General features: G+C 44.8%; 18 protein-coding genes. 7 read left to right on the top strand and 11 right to left on the bottom strand.

The annotated features are described in order from the left end of the window. Window positions 1-145: 145 nt before the first annotated feature. Window positions 146-1,609: a class I SAM-dependent methyltransferase gene (locus tag ACLSSO_RS14410; protein ID WP_413943228.1), complete on the top strand. Its 1,464-nt coding sequence runs from the start codon at window positions 146-148 to the stop codon at window positions 1,607-1,609. Between the two features lie 12 nt (window positions 1,610-1,621). Continuing rightward, the gene (locus ACLSSO_RS14415) at window positions 1,622-3,064 is read left to right on the top strand and encodes an adenylate/guanylate cyclase domain-containing protein (protein ID WP_413943229.1); all 1,443 of its coding nucleotides are present in this window, start codon (window positions 1,622-1,624) and stop codon (window positions 3,062-3,064) included. On the opposite strand, the gene ACLSSO_RS14420 is transcribed toward ACLSSO_RS14415, so the two are convergent. Then, the gene (locus ACLSSO_RS14420; protein WP_413943230.1) at window positions 3,054-4,271 is read right to left on the bottom strand and encodes an MFS transporter; all 1,218 of its coding nucleotides are present in this window, start codon (window positions 4,269-4,271) and stop codon (window positions 3,054-3,056) included. The genes ACLSSO_RS14415 and ACLSSO_RS14420 overlap by 11 nt on opposite strands. A gap of 245 nt (window positions 4,272-4,516) precedes the next feature. On the opposite strand from ACLSSO_RS14420, the gene ACLSSO_RS14425 reads away from it, so the two are divergent. Together ACLSSO_RS14425 and ACLSSO_RS14430 are read left to right on the top strand one after the other, a co-directional pair. Next, a complete protein-coding gene (locus ACLSSO_RS14425) occupies window positions 4,517-5,614 on the top strand; it encodes a hypothetical protein (protein ID WP_413943231.1) in 1,098 nt (365 codons plus the stop codon). Next, entirely contained in the window at window positions 5,605-6,039 is a 435-nt protein-coding gene (locus ACLSSO_RS14430) for a hypothetical protein (protein ID WP_413943232.1), read from the top strand. Before ACLSSO_RS14425 ends, ACLSSO_RS14430 begins: the two co-directional genes overlap by 10 nt. 21 nt (window positions 6,040-6,060) lie before the next feature. Here ACLSSO_RS14430 and ACLSSO_RS14435 read toward each other — a convergent pair whose 3' ends face one another. Continuing rightward, entirely contained in the window at window positions 6,061-6,963 is a 903-nt protein-coding gene (locus ACLSSO_RS14435; protein ID WP_413943233.1) for a LysR family transcriptional regulator, read from the bottom strand. A gap of 95 nt (window positions 6,964-7,058) precedes the next feature. On the opposite strand from ACLSSO_RS14435, the gene ACLSSO_RS14440 reads away from it, so the two are divergent. Beyond that, entirely contained in the window at window positions 7,059-8,033 is a 975-nt protein-coding gene (locus ACLSSO_RS14440) for a TerC family protein (RefSeq protein ID WP_413943234.1), read from the top strand. Window positions 8,034-8,091: 58 nt separating this feature from the next. After that, a complete protein-coding gene (gene thpR / locus ACLSSO_RS14445) occupies window positions 8,092-8,706 on the top strand; it encodes an RNA 2',3'-cyclic phosphodiesterase (RefSeq protein ID WP_413943235.1) in 615 nt (204 codons plus the stop codon). On the opposite strand, the gene ACLSSO_RS14450 is transcribed toward thpR, so the two are convergent. The 9 genes from ACLSSO_RS14450 to ACLSSO_RS14490 form a co-directional block, all read right to left on the bottom strand. Further along, on the bottom strand, window positions 8,703-9,095 hold the full coding sequence (locus ACLSSO_RS14450) for a hypothetical protein (protein ID WP_295904885.1): 393 nt from the start codon (window positions 9,093-9,095) through the stop codon (window positions 8,703-8,705). The genes thpR and ACLSSO_RS14450 overlap by 4 nt on opposite strands. Window positions 9,096-9,193: 98 nt before the next feature. Then, on the bottom strand, window positions 9,194-9,754 hold the full coding sequence (locus ACLSSO_RS14455; RefSeq protein WP_413943236.1) for a TMEM175 family protein: 561 nt from the start codon (window positions 9,752-9,754) through the stop codon (window positions 9,194-9,196). An 11-nt stretch (window positions 9,755-9,765) separates the two neighbouring features. Next, entirely contained in the window at window positions 9,766-10,143 is a 378-nt protein-coding gene (locus ACLSSO_RS14460) for a hypothetical protein (RefSeq protein WP_295904887.1), read from the bottom strand. A 164-nt stretch (window positions 10,144-10,307) separates the two neighbouring features. Continuing rightward, window positions 10,308-10,832 carry a NuoI/complex I 23 kDa subunit family protein gene (locus ACLSSO_RS14465; RefSeq protein WP_295904888.1) on the bottom strand — a complete coding sequence of 175 codons (525 nt, stop codon included), beginning with the start codon at window positions 10,830-10,832 and terminating at the stop codon, window positions 10,308-10,310. Continuing rightward, a complete protein-coding gene (locus ACLSSO_RS14470) occupies window positions 10,829-12,409 on the bottom strand; it encodes a 2Fe-2S iron-sulfur cluster-binding protein (protein WP_295904889.1) in 1,581 nt (526 codons plus the stop codon). Before ACLSSO_RS14470 ends, ACLSSO_RS14465 begins: the two co-directional genes overlap by 4 nt. After that, window positions 12,390-13,682: an NADH-quinone oxidoreductase subunit NuoF gene (gene nuoF, locus ACLSSO_RS14475; protein WP_295904891.1), complete on the bottom strand. Its 1,293-nt coding sequence runs from the start codon at window positions 13,680-13,682 to the stop codon at window positions 12,390-12,392. Before nuoF ends, ACLSSO_RS14470 begins: the two co-directional genes overlap by 20 nt. After that, window positions 13,682-14,155 carry a complex I 24 kDa subunit family protein gene (locus ACLSSO_RS14480; RefSeq protein ID WP_413943237.1) on the bottom strand — a complete coding sequence of 158 codons (474 nt, stop codon included), beginning with the start codon at window positions 14,153-14,155 and terminating at the stop codon, window positions 13,682-13,684. The genes nuoF and ACLSSO_RS14480 overlap by 1 nt, the downstream gene beginning before the upstream one ends. An 18-nt stretch (window positions 14,156-14,173) precedes the next feature. Beyond that, window positions 14,174-15,856, bottom strand: coding sequence for an NADH dehydrogenase (quinone) subunit D (nuoD, locus tag ACLSSO_RS14485; protein WP_413943238.1), 1,683 nt, complete (start codon window positions 15,854-15,856; stop codon window positions 14,174-14,176). Next, window positions 15,843-16,337 (bottom strand): NADH-quinone oxidoreductase subunit B, encoded by a 495-nt coding sequence (locus tag ACLSSO_RS14490; RefSeq protein WP_295904899.1) that lies wholly within the window; start codon window positions 16,335-16,337, stop codon window positions 15,843-15,845. Before ACLSSO_RS14490 ends, nuoD begins: the two co-directional genes overlap by 14 nt. Window positions 16,338-16,656: 319 nt before the next feature. Here ACLSSO_RS14490 and ACLSSO_RS14495 point away from each other — a divergent pair, with 319 nt between their 5' ends. Then, entirely contained in the window at window positions 16,657-18,075 is a 1,419-nt protein-coding gene (locus tag ACLSSO_RS14495; protein ID WP_413943239.1) for a S8 family peptidase, read from the top strand. Window positions 18,076-18,129 lie beyond the last annotated feature (54 nt).

The following is an 18,129-nucleotide window of genomic DNA, read 5'->3' on the forward strand; positions in this document are numbered from 1 at the left end:
AGACCAAAGTGGTGTGTTCCGTATAAAAATGTTTACAGAAAGAGCGACCTCACTCTACCTAGGTCCATCAACTTCGTCCGCCAAGAGGACGATAAGGGAAGTGCTTATTTTTCTAACAAGAGTTCGACAACGTTGAGGAGACAGCATGAGTGATGCAGCAATGAAGCAAGAATTTTTCCATATTGATGAACACAATCGAAAGAAAGTGATTCGTCAAGATCGCACCGCTTTAGAGCCCGGCTCTTGCTTTCTTGACTTCAATGGCCGCCAACTTGAAATGCTCAACATCAGTTCTTTTGGTTGCGCCGTTCTTGTTTCCGCAACGGAGTTTCAAGATTTAAAAAACTGGTTTGAAAAGAATCCCCACATTGAAGCCAATGTTCTTTATAAAAATATTCAAACTCAAAATGTAGGCCTTCGCTGGGCACGAGCAGAAGACCATGCGAAATCTGCCACGGGCGAAATGATTGTCGGCTTTGAGGTTTTGGGTGAACCACTAAAAGTCGATCGCATCAAAGCTTTGGAAGCCTCTTCAGAAGTGATTGCCGAACAAACGCAATACGCTCGTGACCTTGCGCAACTTCCAGCCGAATTTAAAACCTTCGTTTATGAAATGAAGGACTGGCTCGAAAAACTTAAAACTAAAATTGATAAACTAGAAGCAGAAACTCCGGTTGATAACTGGAAAGAAGCGCAAGATTATCGTCTGACGATTGCTGATACTGTTGCAGAATATCTGGGCCAATGCATTCCTGCAAAATACTCTCAAGTGCCACAGCTTATTAAAACCTTCACTCCAGATCAGTTGAAATGGGCGACTCAATTTGCCCGCGAACAAATTGGTCACTTGGTTTATGGTGCTCCGTTTGCTAGCCGCGCTTATTACAAGCCTCGTGGTTATGCAGGTGACTATGAAATGATGAATCACCTTTACCGTGATGAGCTTGTGGGTAAAACACTGTTTGACCAATGCATGCACAAATACTTTATCGACGAGCCCGCAGGTGCTGCCGTAAAAAATCGTGGTCAATACTTGTTTGAAAAGATCACACAGCTTTTCAACGACACTCCCGCAAAACAACCTTTGAAAATTCTTTCGGTAGCCAGTGGTCCCGCGATGGAGCAACAGATCTTCCTACAAAACGGAAATCAGTTCTATGGCCGCCCTGCTGAATTCACTTGCTTGGATCAAGATGAAGAATCCTTGAAACACGCGCAAAGACAGCTTCATTCAGCGGAACGTTTTGCGCGCTCTGGATTTAAATTCAAATTCAACAATATGGCAATCCGTAACGTGATTGCAGCGGGTTGCCCAGAACAAGATTATGACCTTATCTACTCCGCAGGTCTTTTCGATTATTTCACAGAGCCCGTCGCACAAATGGCAGCACAAAAAATGTTGGCCTCTGTGAAACCAGGCGGTCGTGTTGTGATTGGAAACTTCAGTAAAGACAATCCATGCGTGCCATTTATGGAGCTAGTTCTTGATTGGCATTTGATTTACCGCTCTGAAGAAGATCTTTTCAGAATCTTTAAAGGCATGGGCTCTAAAGTGTGGGTTGAAAAAGAACCTCTCGGAGTGAACCTTTTTGTCGTAATTCAAAAGTAAGGACGTTGCCGTTTGTTAATAGGAAATGAGATCACAACGGCTCAGCTTCGTGAGTCGGAAGTGCTAGATGAAATTAGATCGGTCTTGCGGGTCATCGCAAATTGGATGGCCATACCGCTCTTTTTAGCTTTCTGGATTGCGGACCTCATTTACGTTCCTCAATACAAATGGCCTTTTCTGGCGTTGCGCTTAACGATCATTCCACTTTGTTTTCTTGCGAAATACGAATCTAAAAGAGAACAAAGTGCTCGCCGCGCGCAAATATTTTCGGCTCTCTATGTGGGCCTTGTTGCGTTACCTATCAATGTGATGATCGCGATGATTCCCGATGTAGGAACTGGTTATTATGCTGGTTTAAATCTGGTAGCTATCGGCGGACTGTCTTTCATTCCGTTTTCTATGGGATTCTTTCTTTGCACAGCTTTAGCGATCTATCTCCCCTATTACGCCATTGTTTTATCTAGAGCACAAAACCTTCAAGATATCTGGTCGATTGTTCTTAATTCCTTCTTTATCGTTGGCGCGATCATTATTTGTTTTTTGATTCGCTTCTTTCACGAGCAATTGCGCATCCGAGAAATCAACAGTCGATTGGCATTGAAAGCCGAGATCGCCAATCGCGATAATGTCATCCGCACAAAAACAGAAGAAGCCGTTCGTTTAAATACTTTAAGTACACAATTCAGCCCGCAAGTTGTTCAAGCCATTCGTGATGGACGAGTCGATATTGAAAAAGGTGTCCGTCGTTCGCAGATTTGCGCGATATTCGTCGACATTGTAGGCTCTACAGAGCGAGTTGTCCGATTAGATCAAGCCAAAGTGGACTTGGTTCTGGCGCGCTTTATGGACACTGTTGTTACGATCTTTTTAAAATACGATATCACGATTGATAAATTTCAAGGTGACGGAATTTTGGCGTTCGCCAATGATCCAATTCGTTATGGGGATTTTATTCAGCGCACGTGTTTAGCTGCTCTTGAAGTTCGCGAAGCTTTGAACCAAGACCGCGAATTCTATTTGATGAACTGGAAAAAAGAGATGCAAATCCGTATCGGCATTTCCTCGGGTTATGCGAATGTCGGCTTTTACGGAAATAAAAAATTCTTCCGTTCTTACACGGCGATCGGTGCTCCTCTTCCTTTTGCTTCTCGTTTAACCAACTTAGCCGAACCCAATCAAATTCTTATTGATTCCGACATTGCTCAATGTCTGATGGCTGAAAACTATCAGGTTAAAAATATTGGCGAGCGCGTGATCAAAGGTTTTGAAGGCGATCAGCATTTCGTTTTTGAACTGATTCGTCCACCTGAAACAAAAAAAGAAACCAATACAAGCCACTGCCCTCACTGTGCAGATTCTGTTTTGTACTTGGATACCAATGCTCAAGGAATTTTTGTTATGAAATGCCGCCAGTGCGGATTCGAACTGGCGGACTTACAAACGACTACGGCTTAGTTTCGACTTTCATCGCAACATTCTTATTGATCATATACATCATCGACAATGTGACACAGATCACACCGACAATAATGTATCCTAAAGTATCGAAATGCTCGATGGAACCATTAGCTCCCTCAACAACAATCAGACCGGCAATCACAGAGGCGATACCACCGGACACAGATTGGATGGAAGAACTCACCGACATGAAAGCGCCGCGATTGGCCGGAGACGGAATCGCCGACATCAAAGTTTGCGCCGGAATCATGCGCGAGAAAACACCTAAGAACATAATGGCATTGATCAGAATTACTAACGGCAAAGGCGTGATTCCTAAGTTCGTGTAAATCACAACCATCACCATCATCAGTAATGAACCGACAATAAAGACTCTATACTTTCCAAAGTTATCACTCGCCTTACCAATCATCGGACCAATCACGATCGCGCAGATTCCCGAAATCAAATAAATGATAGGAAGCTGAGCCATTGAGATCCCCAGATTGTTCACCGTATACGCACTTGAAAACGGCATCAGCATAAAGCCTCCCGTCGTCAAAAGAGCCATGGTCACATAGGCCAATAGATACTGTGGCGTCTTCACTGTTTCCGTAAGATGACGTAAAGGACTGCGCTCTGCCTGTAAGTGCAAATGACCGTCCACAGGTTTAAGATACATCCAAATTAAAACACCTGCGACAGAGCCGAAGACAACAATCATTAGAAACGGCGCATGCCATCCCCACAGGTTAGACAAATAAAGTCCGGCAGGAATTCCTAAGATTTGGCTTGCAGCAAACGCTGTTTGCATAAGTCCCATCACGCGCCCACGCAATTCATATTCAAATAAATCCGTGGCGATGGCTCCGCAGATGGCGCCCAGTACTCCGCCAAAAAGTCCTGTGACCATACGAGCTGCAAGCAGCATATGGAAATTCGGAGCCAATCCGCAGAACAAAGTTCCTAAGATAAATCCGACATAGAAAAACAAAAGTAATTTCTTTCGATCATAACGGTCAGCGAAACCCGCCGCCAAAAATCCAGAGATCCCCGCACTCACTGCATACACCGAAACCACCAGCCCAAACTGTGTAGGACTGATTTTCAATGCCGGCATCAATGCCGCCCCCAACGGAGACAAAATCATAAAATCTAAAATAACCGTGAACTGAAGAAACGTAAGAATGGCAATCACTGCTTTTTGATAACTTGTGAACTTCACAAAAACCTCGTTTTACTAAAGATGACTTTTGAATAAATCGAAGTGAGAAGCTCTTTGGGATCAAGGCGCCTTCGCAACACCTCAGCTAAGACTAGCGAAGTGCTATGATGAATGCAAATACTTTAGACAGCCCAGTGACACTCTTCCGAAATCGTTCTCCGTTTGAGAATCTCATCTTGAGACACTGCGTGGTTAAATTTTGATAATTACTGATCTTTTGTGATCTTTTCGAACTTGAACGCTCCTTGCAATACCTCGTTGGTATGAAGATTTTGAAGATATACAAACCATTCATAGCGGGTCTTTTGGGCACGATGCTCCTTGCCGGATTTACCGGAAAGGAAAAATACGTTGAGCTTGAAAGCTATCTTAACGGGCGCACCTCAGCGTCGTTTACGGCAAGCTCCAATAATATTGCGGAGACTTTGCAAGCCGGAACTCGCGGCGAGATCCTTGAATATAAAAAACTTCCTTCGGGTAACTATGGTTTGCGTATCAAGGTGCTTAACGGCAACCACGCCAACAGCATCTTTTGGGTCTATCATAAACTCAGTGATTCCGATTTAGCTCTTTATGAAACAGTTCCTCAAGGTTGGGGTAAATCTCGCGCTGTGGCCTCTGTTGAAAAAGCCCGCGGAGTTCAAACAACTCGCGACACTCAAGCTCGCACGGATTCGGGTCGCACAGCGGTTGAATTGATTGGTCAATCCAATAAGTCCTTAAAAACTGCGGGTGAACCAGCCTGCGTAAATTGCTCGATCTCTCCGGTGGCGGGACAACGCTCTTTGCTTCGCCCTCCAACGTCTCGCGGGATGTCGAAAGCGTGTTCTAATTTGATGAATGCCGAAGGTGAACTCGGTTCTCAAGGACAAAGTGTTTTCTCGATTATGGCTGAACCTAAATACGCAGGTTACTTCACGGCGAATAATGCACTCGGAAGTTTCTGCCCGAAGTTCAATACTCTTTCTAAGTCACAAAAACTTCATGCTTGGACTTGGTTCTGGACAGCCTTGGCAAAAGAAGAATCCAGTTGCAACCTAACACAGAAACATGGCACGACTTACAGAGACAAAGCCGGTAACTTGCGCGTTTTGAATCCTCGCGAAGGTTACGGCATGTGGGCTCTTGAAAGAGACCGCAACGTGCGCGCATGGCGCGGAGCTGCTTGCAACAACATCGCAACAGCCGAAGGCCAAGCACGATGCTCTATCGACATTATGATGCAAACACAGTTATCTAAAGGAAGAACGGCGGGAGTCAATTCGATGAGTTACTGGGGACCAGTACGTCGCGGTAACACTCAATTGATGCCACACATGAGGAGACTAAGCTTATGTTTCTAAATATCAGAACTACTTTAGCAGTCGCTTTAACGTTCCTTAGTTTTTCAGCTCACGCCCAAAAAGCCGCTTTCCTGGAAGCGGGAAAATACCAGCTGACTTCGGGCGAGAAAGCTTTGTGCAGAAGCCTTTCGATTTCTGAAAGTGATTTGCAAGCAAAACGCCTGTCTATCGGTGGGCTTTATGATTTCGAAGTAGGTAATTCAAACCACAATATCGAATCAGACATCGATCCTGATTGTGAATTCAGAGAACAAAACCGCGTGCAAAACCGCAGCAACGACACTTTGTTGGTTCGTATCAACGAAGAATACTGCAAAGGAACACTGCGCTCTAAAACAGTTTCAGCGGCTGTTATCACTCCGAACGAAATTCAAATCCGTCATCAAGTGGACGGTGCTGAAGTAAACTGCGTTTGGCAAAAATAAGAATTTAAAAGCATGAAGGGCTTATAGAGAAAAGCCCTTCATTAATTTTGCAGCAATGGGATTATCGATTTTTCTGTCCGCCGCCATCAACCAAATTTCTTCGTATACACCTTTCAAAGTTCCCAAAACTATGAGCTTTTTTTCTTTGAGTAAATCCGAAGCCGCCACTTCCGCAATTGGAATAAGGCCGACTCCCTCAGCACCCAAAAGTTTTTGCAAGCTTGTATCCTGAGTTTCAGCAATACGATCCACGCGGATATCATTCACCAAAAAATAATGATCTAAATCCCGGCGCAATTTACTATGCACTGTGGGGAAAACGAAGGGCTGACCTTCAAGCGAGCGAGGAAAATCTTTGCGCAGGTGTTTGAATTTTGGTGACGCACATACCACCACATCTAATTTGGCGATGGACTTCGCATATACGGTTTTAAAATCGACATTCGGCGGATAGTTGGAAAGCAAAAGATCAATTTGATGTGCACCCAACTCGCGCAGCAGGTCTCCCCCTGCTCCTTCCAGAACTGAGACATTGCAGTTTCCCTGTTGGTACGCCTGAAGAATAACTTCTAAAATAATGTGCTTAGGAACACTGTCTAAGGCTCCGATTTGCACGTGCACACGATTGTTTTGCAAACGATCTTGCAACACCTCCACCATTTCAGATCCAAGTTGAAAAACTTGATCGGCATATTGATAAGCGACTTTTCCCGCTTCACTGAGATGCAGCCTTTGTTTGCGCCTTTCAAAAAGATTTTTGCCCAAAGCCTCTTCCAATTGTTTCAACTGCGTGCTCAATGTGGGTTGACCGATTTTTAGTTTCTCTGCCGCTTTGGCGATACTGCCTTCTTTAGCTATGGTATAAAAATAGTGCAGATGATGGTAATTAAGCCACTGCATTTGGTTTTCCACTTTAACAGGCATTTGGACCTCTTCGTTAAAAACAAATAACTTGTTAAAGATTATCGATTTTTTAAAAATAGAGGAAGCGCTTATACTCTGGGTCTGGAGGTTTCTTCGTGACACAGACTCTTTTGTTTCCGTTTGTCGATTATTGGTGGTTTTACCTAGGCTTCATCGCATTTGTTATCGCCATGCTGGCCCTGGATCTGGGCGTATTTCATAAACACTCACATACCGTAGGATTTAAAGAAGCCACTTTGTGGTCTATCGTGTGGGTTTCACTTGCCCTGCTGTTTAACGCTGGCCTTTATTATTATTCCCTTCACAAGTTTGGTGACTCCGAAGTCGCTAAAAATGTTTCGCTGCAATTCCTCACCGGATATGTCATTGAAAAGTCTCTCTCGATTGACAACATCTTTGTCTTCGTCGTCGTCTTTGGATTCTTCGGTGTTCCTGCAAAATACCAACACCGTGTTTTGTTCTATGGAATTATCGGAGCCTTGATCTTCCGCGCGATCTTTATCGCTCTGGGGTCTTTGCTGATGCAATACCAAGCTGTCGTTATTATCTTCGGCGCGTTCTTGATTATCACGGGCGTTAAGATGATGTTCCAACCTGACAAAGAAGTGGACCCTTCGCAAAATTGGATCATCCGGTTCATGAAACGGCATATTCGTGTTGCCGATCGCATGCACGAAGATCATTTCTTTATTAAAGAAAATGGTCTGAAATATGCGACTCCCCTTTTTGTTGCGTTGGTCTTTCTAGAATTTACGGATGTGATTTTTGCGGTGGATTCAGTACCTGCGATCTTTGCGATCACGAATGAACCACTGCTCGTGTTCACTTCAAACATCTTTGCGATTCTGGGTTTAAGATCTTTGTACTTCCTGCTTGCAGGTGTGGTCGATAAATTCCATCTCTTGAAGTATGGTCTAGCTGCAGTTCTAGTTTTCGTAGGTCTTAAGATGGTTTGGCTTAATAAACTTTTTGACGGCCATTTCCCGATTGGTGTGTCGCTCGCCGTGATTGCTTTCTTCATTGGCGGCTCTATTGTGGCCTCATTGCTTATTAAACCAAAAAAAGCGTAAATTAAGTCATGACAAAGGCCCCCTATAAAGAGACAATATCTTTATAGGGGGCTTTTTTATGAATAAAAGACTCTTCTTCGCTCTCAATGCCACAGATCCTTTGGCCGAGACCTTTCCTCCCACCTTCAAAAAATTGAAGATCAATGCCGATCGCAGAGAAATCTCTGTGAAGTGGGTGCCGATTGATAATTTCCATATCACGGTGAGCTTTTTAGGAGATCGGCCTGAAGAAGAACTCCCCTTGATTGCAGAGACACTGCAGACGGTGTGCACTCAATTCACTCCGTTTGATTTAAAGATCGAAGATATGGGCGCTTTCTCGAATGAGCACGATGCTCGGGTGATCTGGCTCGGAGTTCAGAAGAAAAGATACCTTGCTGAGTTTAAAGAAATCTTAGATCAAGCTCTTTTAGAAAAACAAATTCTTACAAAACCGGATGAACGAATTTTTTCTCCGCATCTTACGATCGGCCGCTTGCGCAATCCGCGCAGTGTGAAGGATATGATTTCACCGTTTAAGCGTAAAAGCTTCGGCAAGATTCATGTGAATGAAATAGTTTTGTATGAATCAAATCTGCAAGGAGCGTTTCCGGTTTATACTCCGGTGCTTCGCTGTCCGCTGACGGGAGAAGAAGAGACCGTCGAAGAGGTCTCTCCTTCCTTGTTTTACTAACGAGGAAATGTGTTTCCGAAAAGACGGATGTAGATGTTGCTGTCATTCAAAGCGAAAGACAATTCACCCCAATGAGGGCCTTGAGTTGTTGGCCAGTAGAACACACGTGTTGTGCATGTTTGACCCGGCATTAAAACTTCAGGGCAATTTGAAGTCGCATCGTAAGCAAATCCGCGAATCAAAATACGACGAATCACCGTCGCATCAGGACCATTTGCCGTTAATGTGAAATCAGCAAAAGCACGCGAGTTTTGGAAAATAGATCCAAAGCTGTAGTTGTAATATTGATCTTGCGCTTGAGTATGCAACGCAAATGTTTGCACTTCACCCGCCGCCAAAGACACGATGGGAGCTAAAAGCAAAGACATCATAACGATGAGCTTCTTCATAAAAGTCCTCCTATATTTAAAGTCTGGAAGAGGACTTTGGTGCTAGCAACTAAAATATCTTTAATGCTGTGTAGCCAGAAAAAAGAAGCAGGCACCTTTTAATGTTCGAAGCGCTTGTCAGGGACCAGCCACATGATGGCGACGGCGATGTAGAGAGCGTACGACAGCCAATGCACCCAGAACGACAGAGCAATGGCGATAGCGTAAATGACGACAGAGATTTTTCCTTTGAAGTCTGCCCCCAAGGCTTTGGCAAAAGCAGTATTTTTTCCTGTGCTAAGTAAAGCTCGAGTCAAAATATAATAGGCAACTCCGGCAAAACACAAAACAGCTCCGTACATAGCCGCTGGCCAATTTTGTTGAGGATGTTCACCCATCCAGGCCGTGACCACTGGAATCAGCGACAACCAGAAGAGCAAATGCAAATTAGCCCACAAAACTTTTCCATTCACGTGTTGAATGGAATGAAACATGTTGTGATGATTGTTCCAATAAATACCGACGTAAATAAAACTTAGAATATAACTGCAAAAGACTGGAACCAGCGGGCGAAGAGCTTCCAGAGATCCCTCATGCGGGACCTTTAACTCTAACACCATGATGGTGATGATGATCGCCAAAACTCCGTCGCTAAATGCTTCTAGTCTTCCCTTAGTCATCAAGTCTCCTGTTATTTTCCCTTACATTGAACGACAGCTAACTGGTCGATAAATTCTTTAAACCGCGGGATTGGAACATAGTCGTAATGATTCAATATGAAGCCAACCACGAGTAACACCATCACAATGACCGCAAACACCTTAACAAGTAAAGTGGCTTTCTGTTTTTGAGTGTCAGAAACGTCCAACATCTTTTTTCGTGTGTCCCATGCCAACATCAAAAGACCGGGAAAAAAGAAATAATAAAAACTGATATGAGTGAGTTCCGCGCAAAAAAGCAATTTAGTCGCAAGCGCGGCCGCGTACGTTAAAAAGAAGGAAGCCGCAGAAAAAATAGCTCCCCACGTTTTCTTCGTTAATCCCAGATATCTTTTGTTGTTACCAGCCACGATGTTCCTCTCTTTAAAGTCTGAAAGAGGACACTAAGGTGAGCAAACTAAAAGATATTTGTTGCGGCGTAGTGCAAAAAAGAAGCAGGCACTTTTAAAAAGAAAACCCCGGCCGAGGCCAGGGTTTAATGCACTGTAGACGTAAAAAATCCACTGGCACCTTTTTAGATGCCGGCTTTGTTTCTTTCTTCGTCGTCGACGTGAGTTTGGATGCCGCCTTTTAGGTTTGGACGGTATGCCAAGTAGTTGATGTCGTAGATGAAGTTTCCGCCGTTCACAGCAGGAGTTTGCCATTCAGGTCCCAAGCGGATTGCGTCCACTGGGCAGGCTTCTTCGCAGAAACCGCAGAATACGCAGCGAAGAATATCGATCTCGTAGCTGATCGGATATTTTTCAACGCTTGGGTCGTTATGTTCTGCCGCTGTGATTTTGATACATTCTGCCGGGCAGTTTGTCGCGCACAACATACAAGCTGTGCAACGAAGAGAACCGTCTTTTTTAACAGTCAGAACGTGATTACCTTTGAAGCGAGGAGAGTATTCATACTTCTCCTCTGGGTAATTCAAAGTCATCATCTTCTTTTGGTTAAAGAGGTTCTTCAGCAAGTGCTTCATTGTGATCGAAAGACCACCAAGCACCCCTGGCAAATACCACTTCGACTTTTCGGAGTTGTTTTGCATTACGCTCATAGGCTACCTCTTCTAAATACAAATTCATTCTTCTTACGAGCTTCCAACTCAACTTGGTCCGCACGCTGATTTGTCGGCATGAACGGTTGTGCTGTTGTTGGAATCGCCAAGTTTTTACCAGCAAGCAACAACGCCGCTTCTGTCAACGTCAACGCTTCAGAAACAACTGTCGTTACCTTCTTGAATTTTTGTTCAAGACCCGCTTGGTTAACAAAAGTTCCGTCTTTTTCAACGAAAGTTTTTGTTGGGATCAACCATACGTTGCCAGTCAAAGCCATCAACGCATCGTTTTTACCCGCTTGCAACCAGATCAAGTTGTGAGCTTTAGAAAGCTCTTTCACGCGCTCTGCGAAGTCAGGGAAAACCACTTGGTTTTCTGGACCTGCAACAACAACAGTTTTAATAGAACCACTTGCAAGACCTTGAGACAAATCCGCCCAAGTCGCTGTGATTCCGTGCTTCTCAAGAACCTTCAACAAGCCTTTCGTGTTCGGGTTTTTATCTCCACGAAGAAGAAGACCGTCGAAGCTGTCGAAAGTTTCTTTGTTGTTGATCCAGAAGAATACTTTTTTAGTTTTAAATTCATTTACGAATGTAGAAACAATCGCATCGAATTCTTCCACTGTGTATTGCGCTGTCAAAACCAAAGCCAAAGAATCACCAGAAGTGTTTTTCAAAACTTCAGAAGCATTCTTTGCCGCCGCCCCTGCTGTCATTTCTGTCCAGCCGGAAGCATTGCGAACTTGCGCTTTCAGCAAACGATGTTCACGGTTGACGAATTTATAGATGTCACGACCTTCATCGCACATCCAGTAACCGTTTACTTTTTCGTTGTACACAGGCTTCACACGGAAGAAACCTTCCTTGTTGTAGTATACTTTCACGTTGCAACCCGTAGAGCAGCCGTTACAAATAGTTTCAGCATCTTTGAGATACCAAACGCGCTGACGGAAACGGAAGTCTTTGGAAGTCAACGCACCCACTGGGCAGATATCCACTGTGTTCAATGAATATTTGTTATCCAAAGGCATGCCGTCGTGAGTACCGATTTCAGTGCGATCACCACGGTTGAAAAGACCCAATTCATTTGTTTTAGAAACTTCCTCTGTGAAACGAACACAGCGAGAGCACAAAATACATCTTTCAGAATCCAAAACAACTGTGGGACCCAGATCGACAACTTTGTGTTTCTTTTGTTTGTGTTCAGCCATTTCAGGATCGTACTTACCGTACTCCATGTACTGGTCTTGAAGACCGCACTCGCCGGCTTGGTCACAGATAGGGCAATCCAAAGGATGGTTGATCAAGTGGAAATCAAGTCCCCACTTCACAGCATCGCGAACTTTCTCGGATGTGTTGTTGATCTTCATACCTTCAGTAACCATTGTGTTACATGCGATTTGAACGCGTGGATTTCCTTCGATCTCCACCATGCAAAGACGGCATACGCCGGCCACTGACAATCCTGGATGCCAGCAATAGTGAGCGATACGATCGCCAGACTGTTGCATGGCTTCGATGATCGACGTGCCTTCTTTTACTTCGACTTCTTTGCCATTAATGGTGCATTTCGGCATATGTCGTTCCTTTTACTTTCGAGCGTCCTTCACGAACGTAGAATTCAAATTCATCTCTAAATTTAGTTACAAAGCTCAATACAGGCAAAGCCGCAGCGTCTGAAAGAGCGCAGATTGTTTTACCTTTCATGTTGTCAGCGACTTTGATCAACAAATCGATATCTTGAAGACGGCCACGGCCTTCCAAGATCGAATGAAGAATCTTATCAAGCCATCCTGTACCTTCACGGCAAGGAGTGCACTGACCGCAAGATTCGTGAGCATAGAAGTGAGTCAAAACTCCCAACATATCAACCATACATTGAGAATCATCCATCACGATCACGGCACCTGAACCCAACATAGTGCCAAGCCCCGCCAATGATTCGTAATCAAGATTGGCTTTCGCCACTTCTTCTGCCGTCAAGACAGGAGCTGAAGATCCACCAGGGATGATCGCTTTCAAACGACGACCTGGTTTCATGCCTCCGCACTCTTTCATGATCAAATCCATCAAAGGATAGCCGAGTGGAACTTCGTAGTTACCTGGCTTCATCACGTTACCAGAAACAGAGAACAATTTTGTTCCCGCCGATTTCTCAGTGCCGTGTTTGCGGTAAGTCTGTGCGCCATCTTTAATGATGTAAGTCACAGCCGCCAAAGTTTCCACGTTGTTTACGATTGTCGGTTTACGCAAGTAACCTTGAACCGCAGGGAATGGTGGTTTCAATTTTGGTTGGCCTTTCAAACCTTCCAAAGAAGAAATCATTCCCGTTTCTTCGCCGCAGATATAAGCGCCAGCACCACGGTAAACATCAAGGTCAAAGTCAAAACCTGAACCCAAAATGTTTTTACCAAGAAGGCCCGCTGCATACGCTTCCTTGATCGCTTTATTCAAGCATTCGATCGGGTAAACGTATTCACCACGAACGTAGATATAACCTTTATTAGAACCGATCGCGAAAGCAGAAATAATCATACCTTCGATCAATTGATGAGGAGCACGCTCCATCATCATACGGTCTTTGAATGTTCCAGGTTCGCCTTCATCGGCGTTGCAAAGAAGGTAACGAGGCTCACCGTTTTTCGGTAAGAATCCCCATTTCATTCCTGTTGGGAAACCCGCGCCACCACGACCGCGAAGACCCGAAGCTTTCACTTCGTCGATGATCGCTTGAGGTTGCATTTTCAAAGCCTTCGGCAAAGTTTCGTAACCGCCTTTAGCTTTGTAACCAGCCAAAGTTTGATACTCAGGCAGGTGATAGAATTCTGTAAGTATTTTTACTTCAGCCATTATTTCATACCTCTTAGCAGATTCATCGCTGTATCTGGAGTGAGTTTCTCATGATAAGTGTCGTTCACTTGCATCATTGGAGCGGTTCCGCAAGAACCCAAGCACTCCACTTTCGAAACTGTGAAACGACCATCTGAAGTCACTTCATCAAATTTCACGCCCAACTCGTGGCAGATGTGTTTTGCCATCTCACGACCGCCTTCAAGAGCGCAGGAAATATTCGTGCACACTTGAACGTGGTATTTACCCACAGGCTTTTGGTTGAACATTGTATAGAACTTGAAAACTTCGTTGATACGAGCTTCAGGAATATCCATCACTTGAGACAAGTGGCGGATGATATCCGGAGTGATGAACCCGTTGTTTTCTTTTTGCGCAATATACAGGCTTGGGATGATCGCAGAATCTTTCGCTTCGTAGCGATTGAGTTCTTTTTTTACTTCGGCCAAGCCTTGATCAGAAAGTTTAAACATTGTTGCTACTCCAAAAAATTAACGATCCAGCTCGCCAGCGATAAGGTTCATAGATGCTACCGTCGCAATCGCATCCGCAAGCATCGCGCCTTTAACCACAGTCGGGAAAGACTGGTAAATCGCGAAACATGGTGGACGAACTTTCAAACGGTATGGATTCGCAGAGCCGTCAGACACAAGATAGAAGCCCAACTCACCGTTAGCCACTTCCGTTGCGTCGTAAACTTCGCCTACTGGAGGACGAAGACCTTTGATGATCAACATAAAGTGATTCATCAAACCTTCGATATTTCCGTAAACGTCTTTTTTCTCTGGAAGAACGATGCCTTTGTCGCGGATTGTGTAATCGCCACCAGGAACGTTTTTCGCAACTTGCTCGATGATACGAACAGATTGGCGCATTTCTTCGAAACGAACCAAGTAACGATCATAGATGTCACCAGAAGTTCCTACTGGAATGTCGAAATCCAAAGAGTCGTATCCATAGTAAGGTTGCGCTTTACGCAAATCCAAGTTCACGCCCGTTGCACGAAGCATTGGACCTGTATAGCCCCATTGAATCGCATCTTGAGCAGAAACCGGGCAGATACCACGAGTACGTTGGATGAAGATTTTGTTGTCGACAACCATGCTTGCCATTTCGTCTGTACCTTTGCGAATTTCTTTGCAAAGAGCCAGAACTTCGTCGAACCAACCTTCAGGCGCGTCTTGAGCCATACCACCGACACGAGTCATAGATACAGTCAAACGAGCTCCGCAAAGTTTTTCGAACAAACCGTAAACTTGTTCACGAAGACCGAACATGTAGAAGAAAGAAGTCAAAGCTCCCAAGTCCATCGCGCCAGTACCGATGGCAATCGTGTGGTCGATGATACGAGAAAGTTCTGCCAAAATTACACGCATCGCTTGCGCTTTTGGTGGGATTTCAACGCCCAACAAACGCTCCACCGCTTTACAGTAACCAATGTTGTTCATTGGAGCTGAGCAGTAGTTCAAACGGTCTGTGTAAGGGATCACCTGATTGTACGGATGAGTCTCCGCCATTTTTTCAAAGCAGCGGTGAAGATAACCGATCTCGTTGTTGCAACGAACGATCGTCTCGCCGTCCATTTCAGCCATTACACGAAGAGTTCCGTGCATCGCTGTATGCGCAGGACCGATGTTCAATGGAACATACTTATCATTCAATACGTCACCAGGAGAACCCGGTTCGTTGTTGAAGTGAATCGGCAAAGAGTTTGTGCAAGGTTGTTGAAGATTCGCATCGTAGTCTTTACGAAGCGGATGACCCACAAATTGGTGATGAGTCAAGATACGGCGAAGATTCATGTGACCGTCGAATTTCATTCCGAACATGTCGTAAGCTTCACGCTCGAACCAGTCAGCACCACGGTAAGCCGGGATCGCCGTCCCGATGGACTCGTTCTCACCCACTTGAGCTTTCACGCGCAAACGTGAAGCGTCTTTTGAAGAGAAAAGGTGATAAACAACGTCAAAACGTTTTTCACGGTTTGGATAATCCACTCCGCACACGTCCATCAAGAAATCAAACTGTCCGCTTTCACGGAAGTGCTTTAGCAAAGCAGGCACGTCTTCTTTTGGAACTTCAAGAACGTCATCACCCACAGCGTGAGTGAATTTGTAGTTCCCGATATTGAATTTACCTGCGAGGTTTTGTTTTAAATTCTCAAGCTTGTTCATAAGGGCTCTTCCAGTTGTCTTTCCAAGGACGAGGTTGATGAGTTGCAATCATACGTTGCAAAGCCATGATTCCATCCATCACCGCTTCAGGTGTCGGAGGGCAACCAGGAATATAAACGTCAACAGGGATCACCTTATCAACGCCTTGAAGAACGTGATAAGCGCGATAGAAACCACCAGAGCTTGCACATGCACCCATAGAGATTACATATTTTGGCTCGAGCATTTGTTGATAAATACGAGTGATAACAGGAGCCATCTTTTCAGTGATTGTTCCTGCAACAACCAACAAGTCCGCTTGACGAGGAGAGAAGCGCGCCACCTCTGCACCGAAACGTGCAAGGTCGTACTTCGGTCCCATCACCGACATGAATTCAATACCGCAACAAGCAGTACCGTAAGGCATTGGCCACAAAGAATTTTTTCGTCCCCACGCAACCAAAGCATCGAGCCTTGATGTGAAGGCAACATCTCGTGACATGTCATCTATGGCTTGAGTTCCACTGGCCCCTTGATGAGACACAGAACCCTGCACTTGATCTTTGTGCATAAAAACACCTCTGTAATTTCATTTAGCTATCATTAAGTAATTACTGATTTTCCGTAGTCCTGACAACTAGATATGTATTATAGGACGCTCCCCCATTTTCTACAACGCACCATTCCGTAACAGGGCAAATGAAATTGATTCTCTAGTCGACTCACTTCTAAACTTTAATTTCCACTCAAATTTTAAATCGAGGAGAAGTCTAGTGTTATGCAACACGGGATTTCAGAGGGGCCTCGAGAAGGGAATCATAATGAAAAAGATGGCTCTGTACGTGAGTTCTGCCATTGTGGCGTTGGGTATTTCCGCCCAAGCGAATTCAAAAAAGCAAGATTTGCTTATAAAATTAGCACCTGGCTTCGTTGAATTCCAAATGGAAGGCGCCAAAGTCGAGAAATTGACGGAATCATGGGTTCGAGTTCAAGCTCCACGCCACATGAATTTGCAAACTCTTGAGAAAAATCCTGCGGTTGAGTACGTGCAACCGAACTACAAAATCACGATTCCTGAAGATTATAAAATCGAAGATCCTCTTCGTCGTGCGGCTTTAGCCAAGATGCTTTCAAGAAATCCTCAGCTTCGCGAGATGGCTCGCCAGGACAATCCAGCAATTCCTGACGCTCCGCAAATTACAACGGGAGCCGATCCTTTGTTCAATCAACAATGGGGCATGCGCGACATTGGTGTAGTTGATGCTTGGAAAATCACAAAAGGCAGTCCCGACATGATCGTCGCTGTGATCGACACAGGTGTTGATTATACTCACGAAGATCTTTTGCCAAACTTGTGGAGAAATCCTCGCGAAATTCCAGACAACGGTATTGATGACGACGGCAATGGATATGTTGACGACGTGATCGGTTGGGACTTCGTTGGTAACGACAACAAACCTTATGACTTGGCCGTAGATACTTTGGACGGATTGTTCAAAGGTGGAAATCCAGGTCACGGCACTCACTGTGCGGGTAACGTCGCAGCTCGCGGTGACAACGGCAAAGGTATTGCCGGAGTTGCTCCGAATGTAAAAATCATGTCTTTGCGTTTCATCGGCATGACTGGTGGCGGAACGACAGCAGATGCAATCAAAGCCATTCGTTACGCTGTTGATAATGGCGCGAAAGTTTTGAGCAACTCTTGGGGTTCTGAAGGTGAAGAGCCAGGCGCTCCTGAAAACCAAGCTTTGCGTGATGCTATTCAATACAGCCAAGATAAAGGTGTTCTATTTATCGCGGCGGCTGGTAACGGACACAAAGGTGTTGGTTATGATAACGACACTGACAAACTTCCTGCTTACCCAGCGTCTTACGATCATGAAAATATCATTTCTGTCGCAGCTCTTGATGTGAACAACAAATTGGGTTCTTTCTCTAACTGGGGTGCTAAAACCGTTGATATCGGTGCGCCTGGAGTGAAGGTCTTCTCGACTGTTGTCGGCCAAGGTTACTCTGACACTGTGATTGATAAATTTGGATTCAAAGCAACTTGGGATGGAACGTCTATGGCGACTCCTCACGTTGCTGGTGCGGCGGCTCTTTACTGGTCGGCTCATCCAAATAAATCATGGCATGAAGTGAAAGCTGCGATCTTGGGTTCTGCAAAAGCGATCCCCGCTTTGCAAGGCAAAACTGTGTCAGGCGGCAAGCTTGATGTAAAAGCTTTGATGAATTACTAAAACTTTCAGCAACTTAATTTGTAAAAGTTAGGTTCCTCTAAAAAAGTAGAACGA

The organism is Bdellovibrio sp. HCB-162, assembly GCF_047344985.1.
Taxonomy (GTDB): Bacteria; Bdellovibrionota; Bdellovibrionia; order Bdellovibrionales; family Bdellovibrionaceae; genus Bdellovibrio.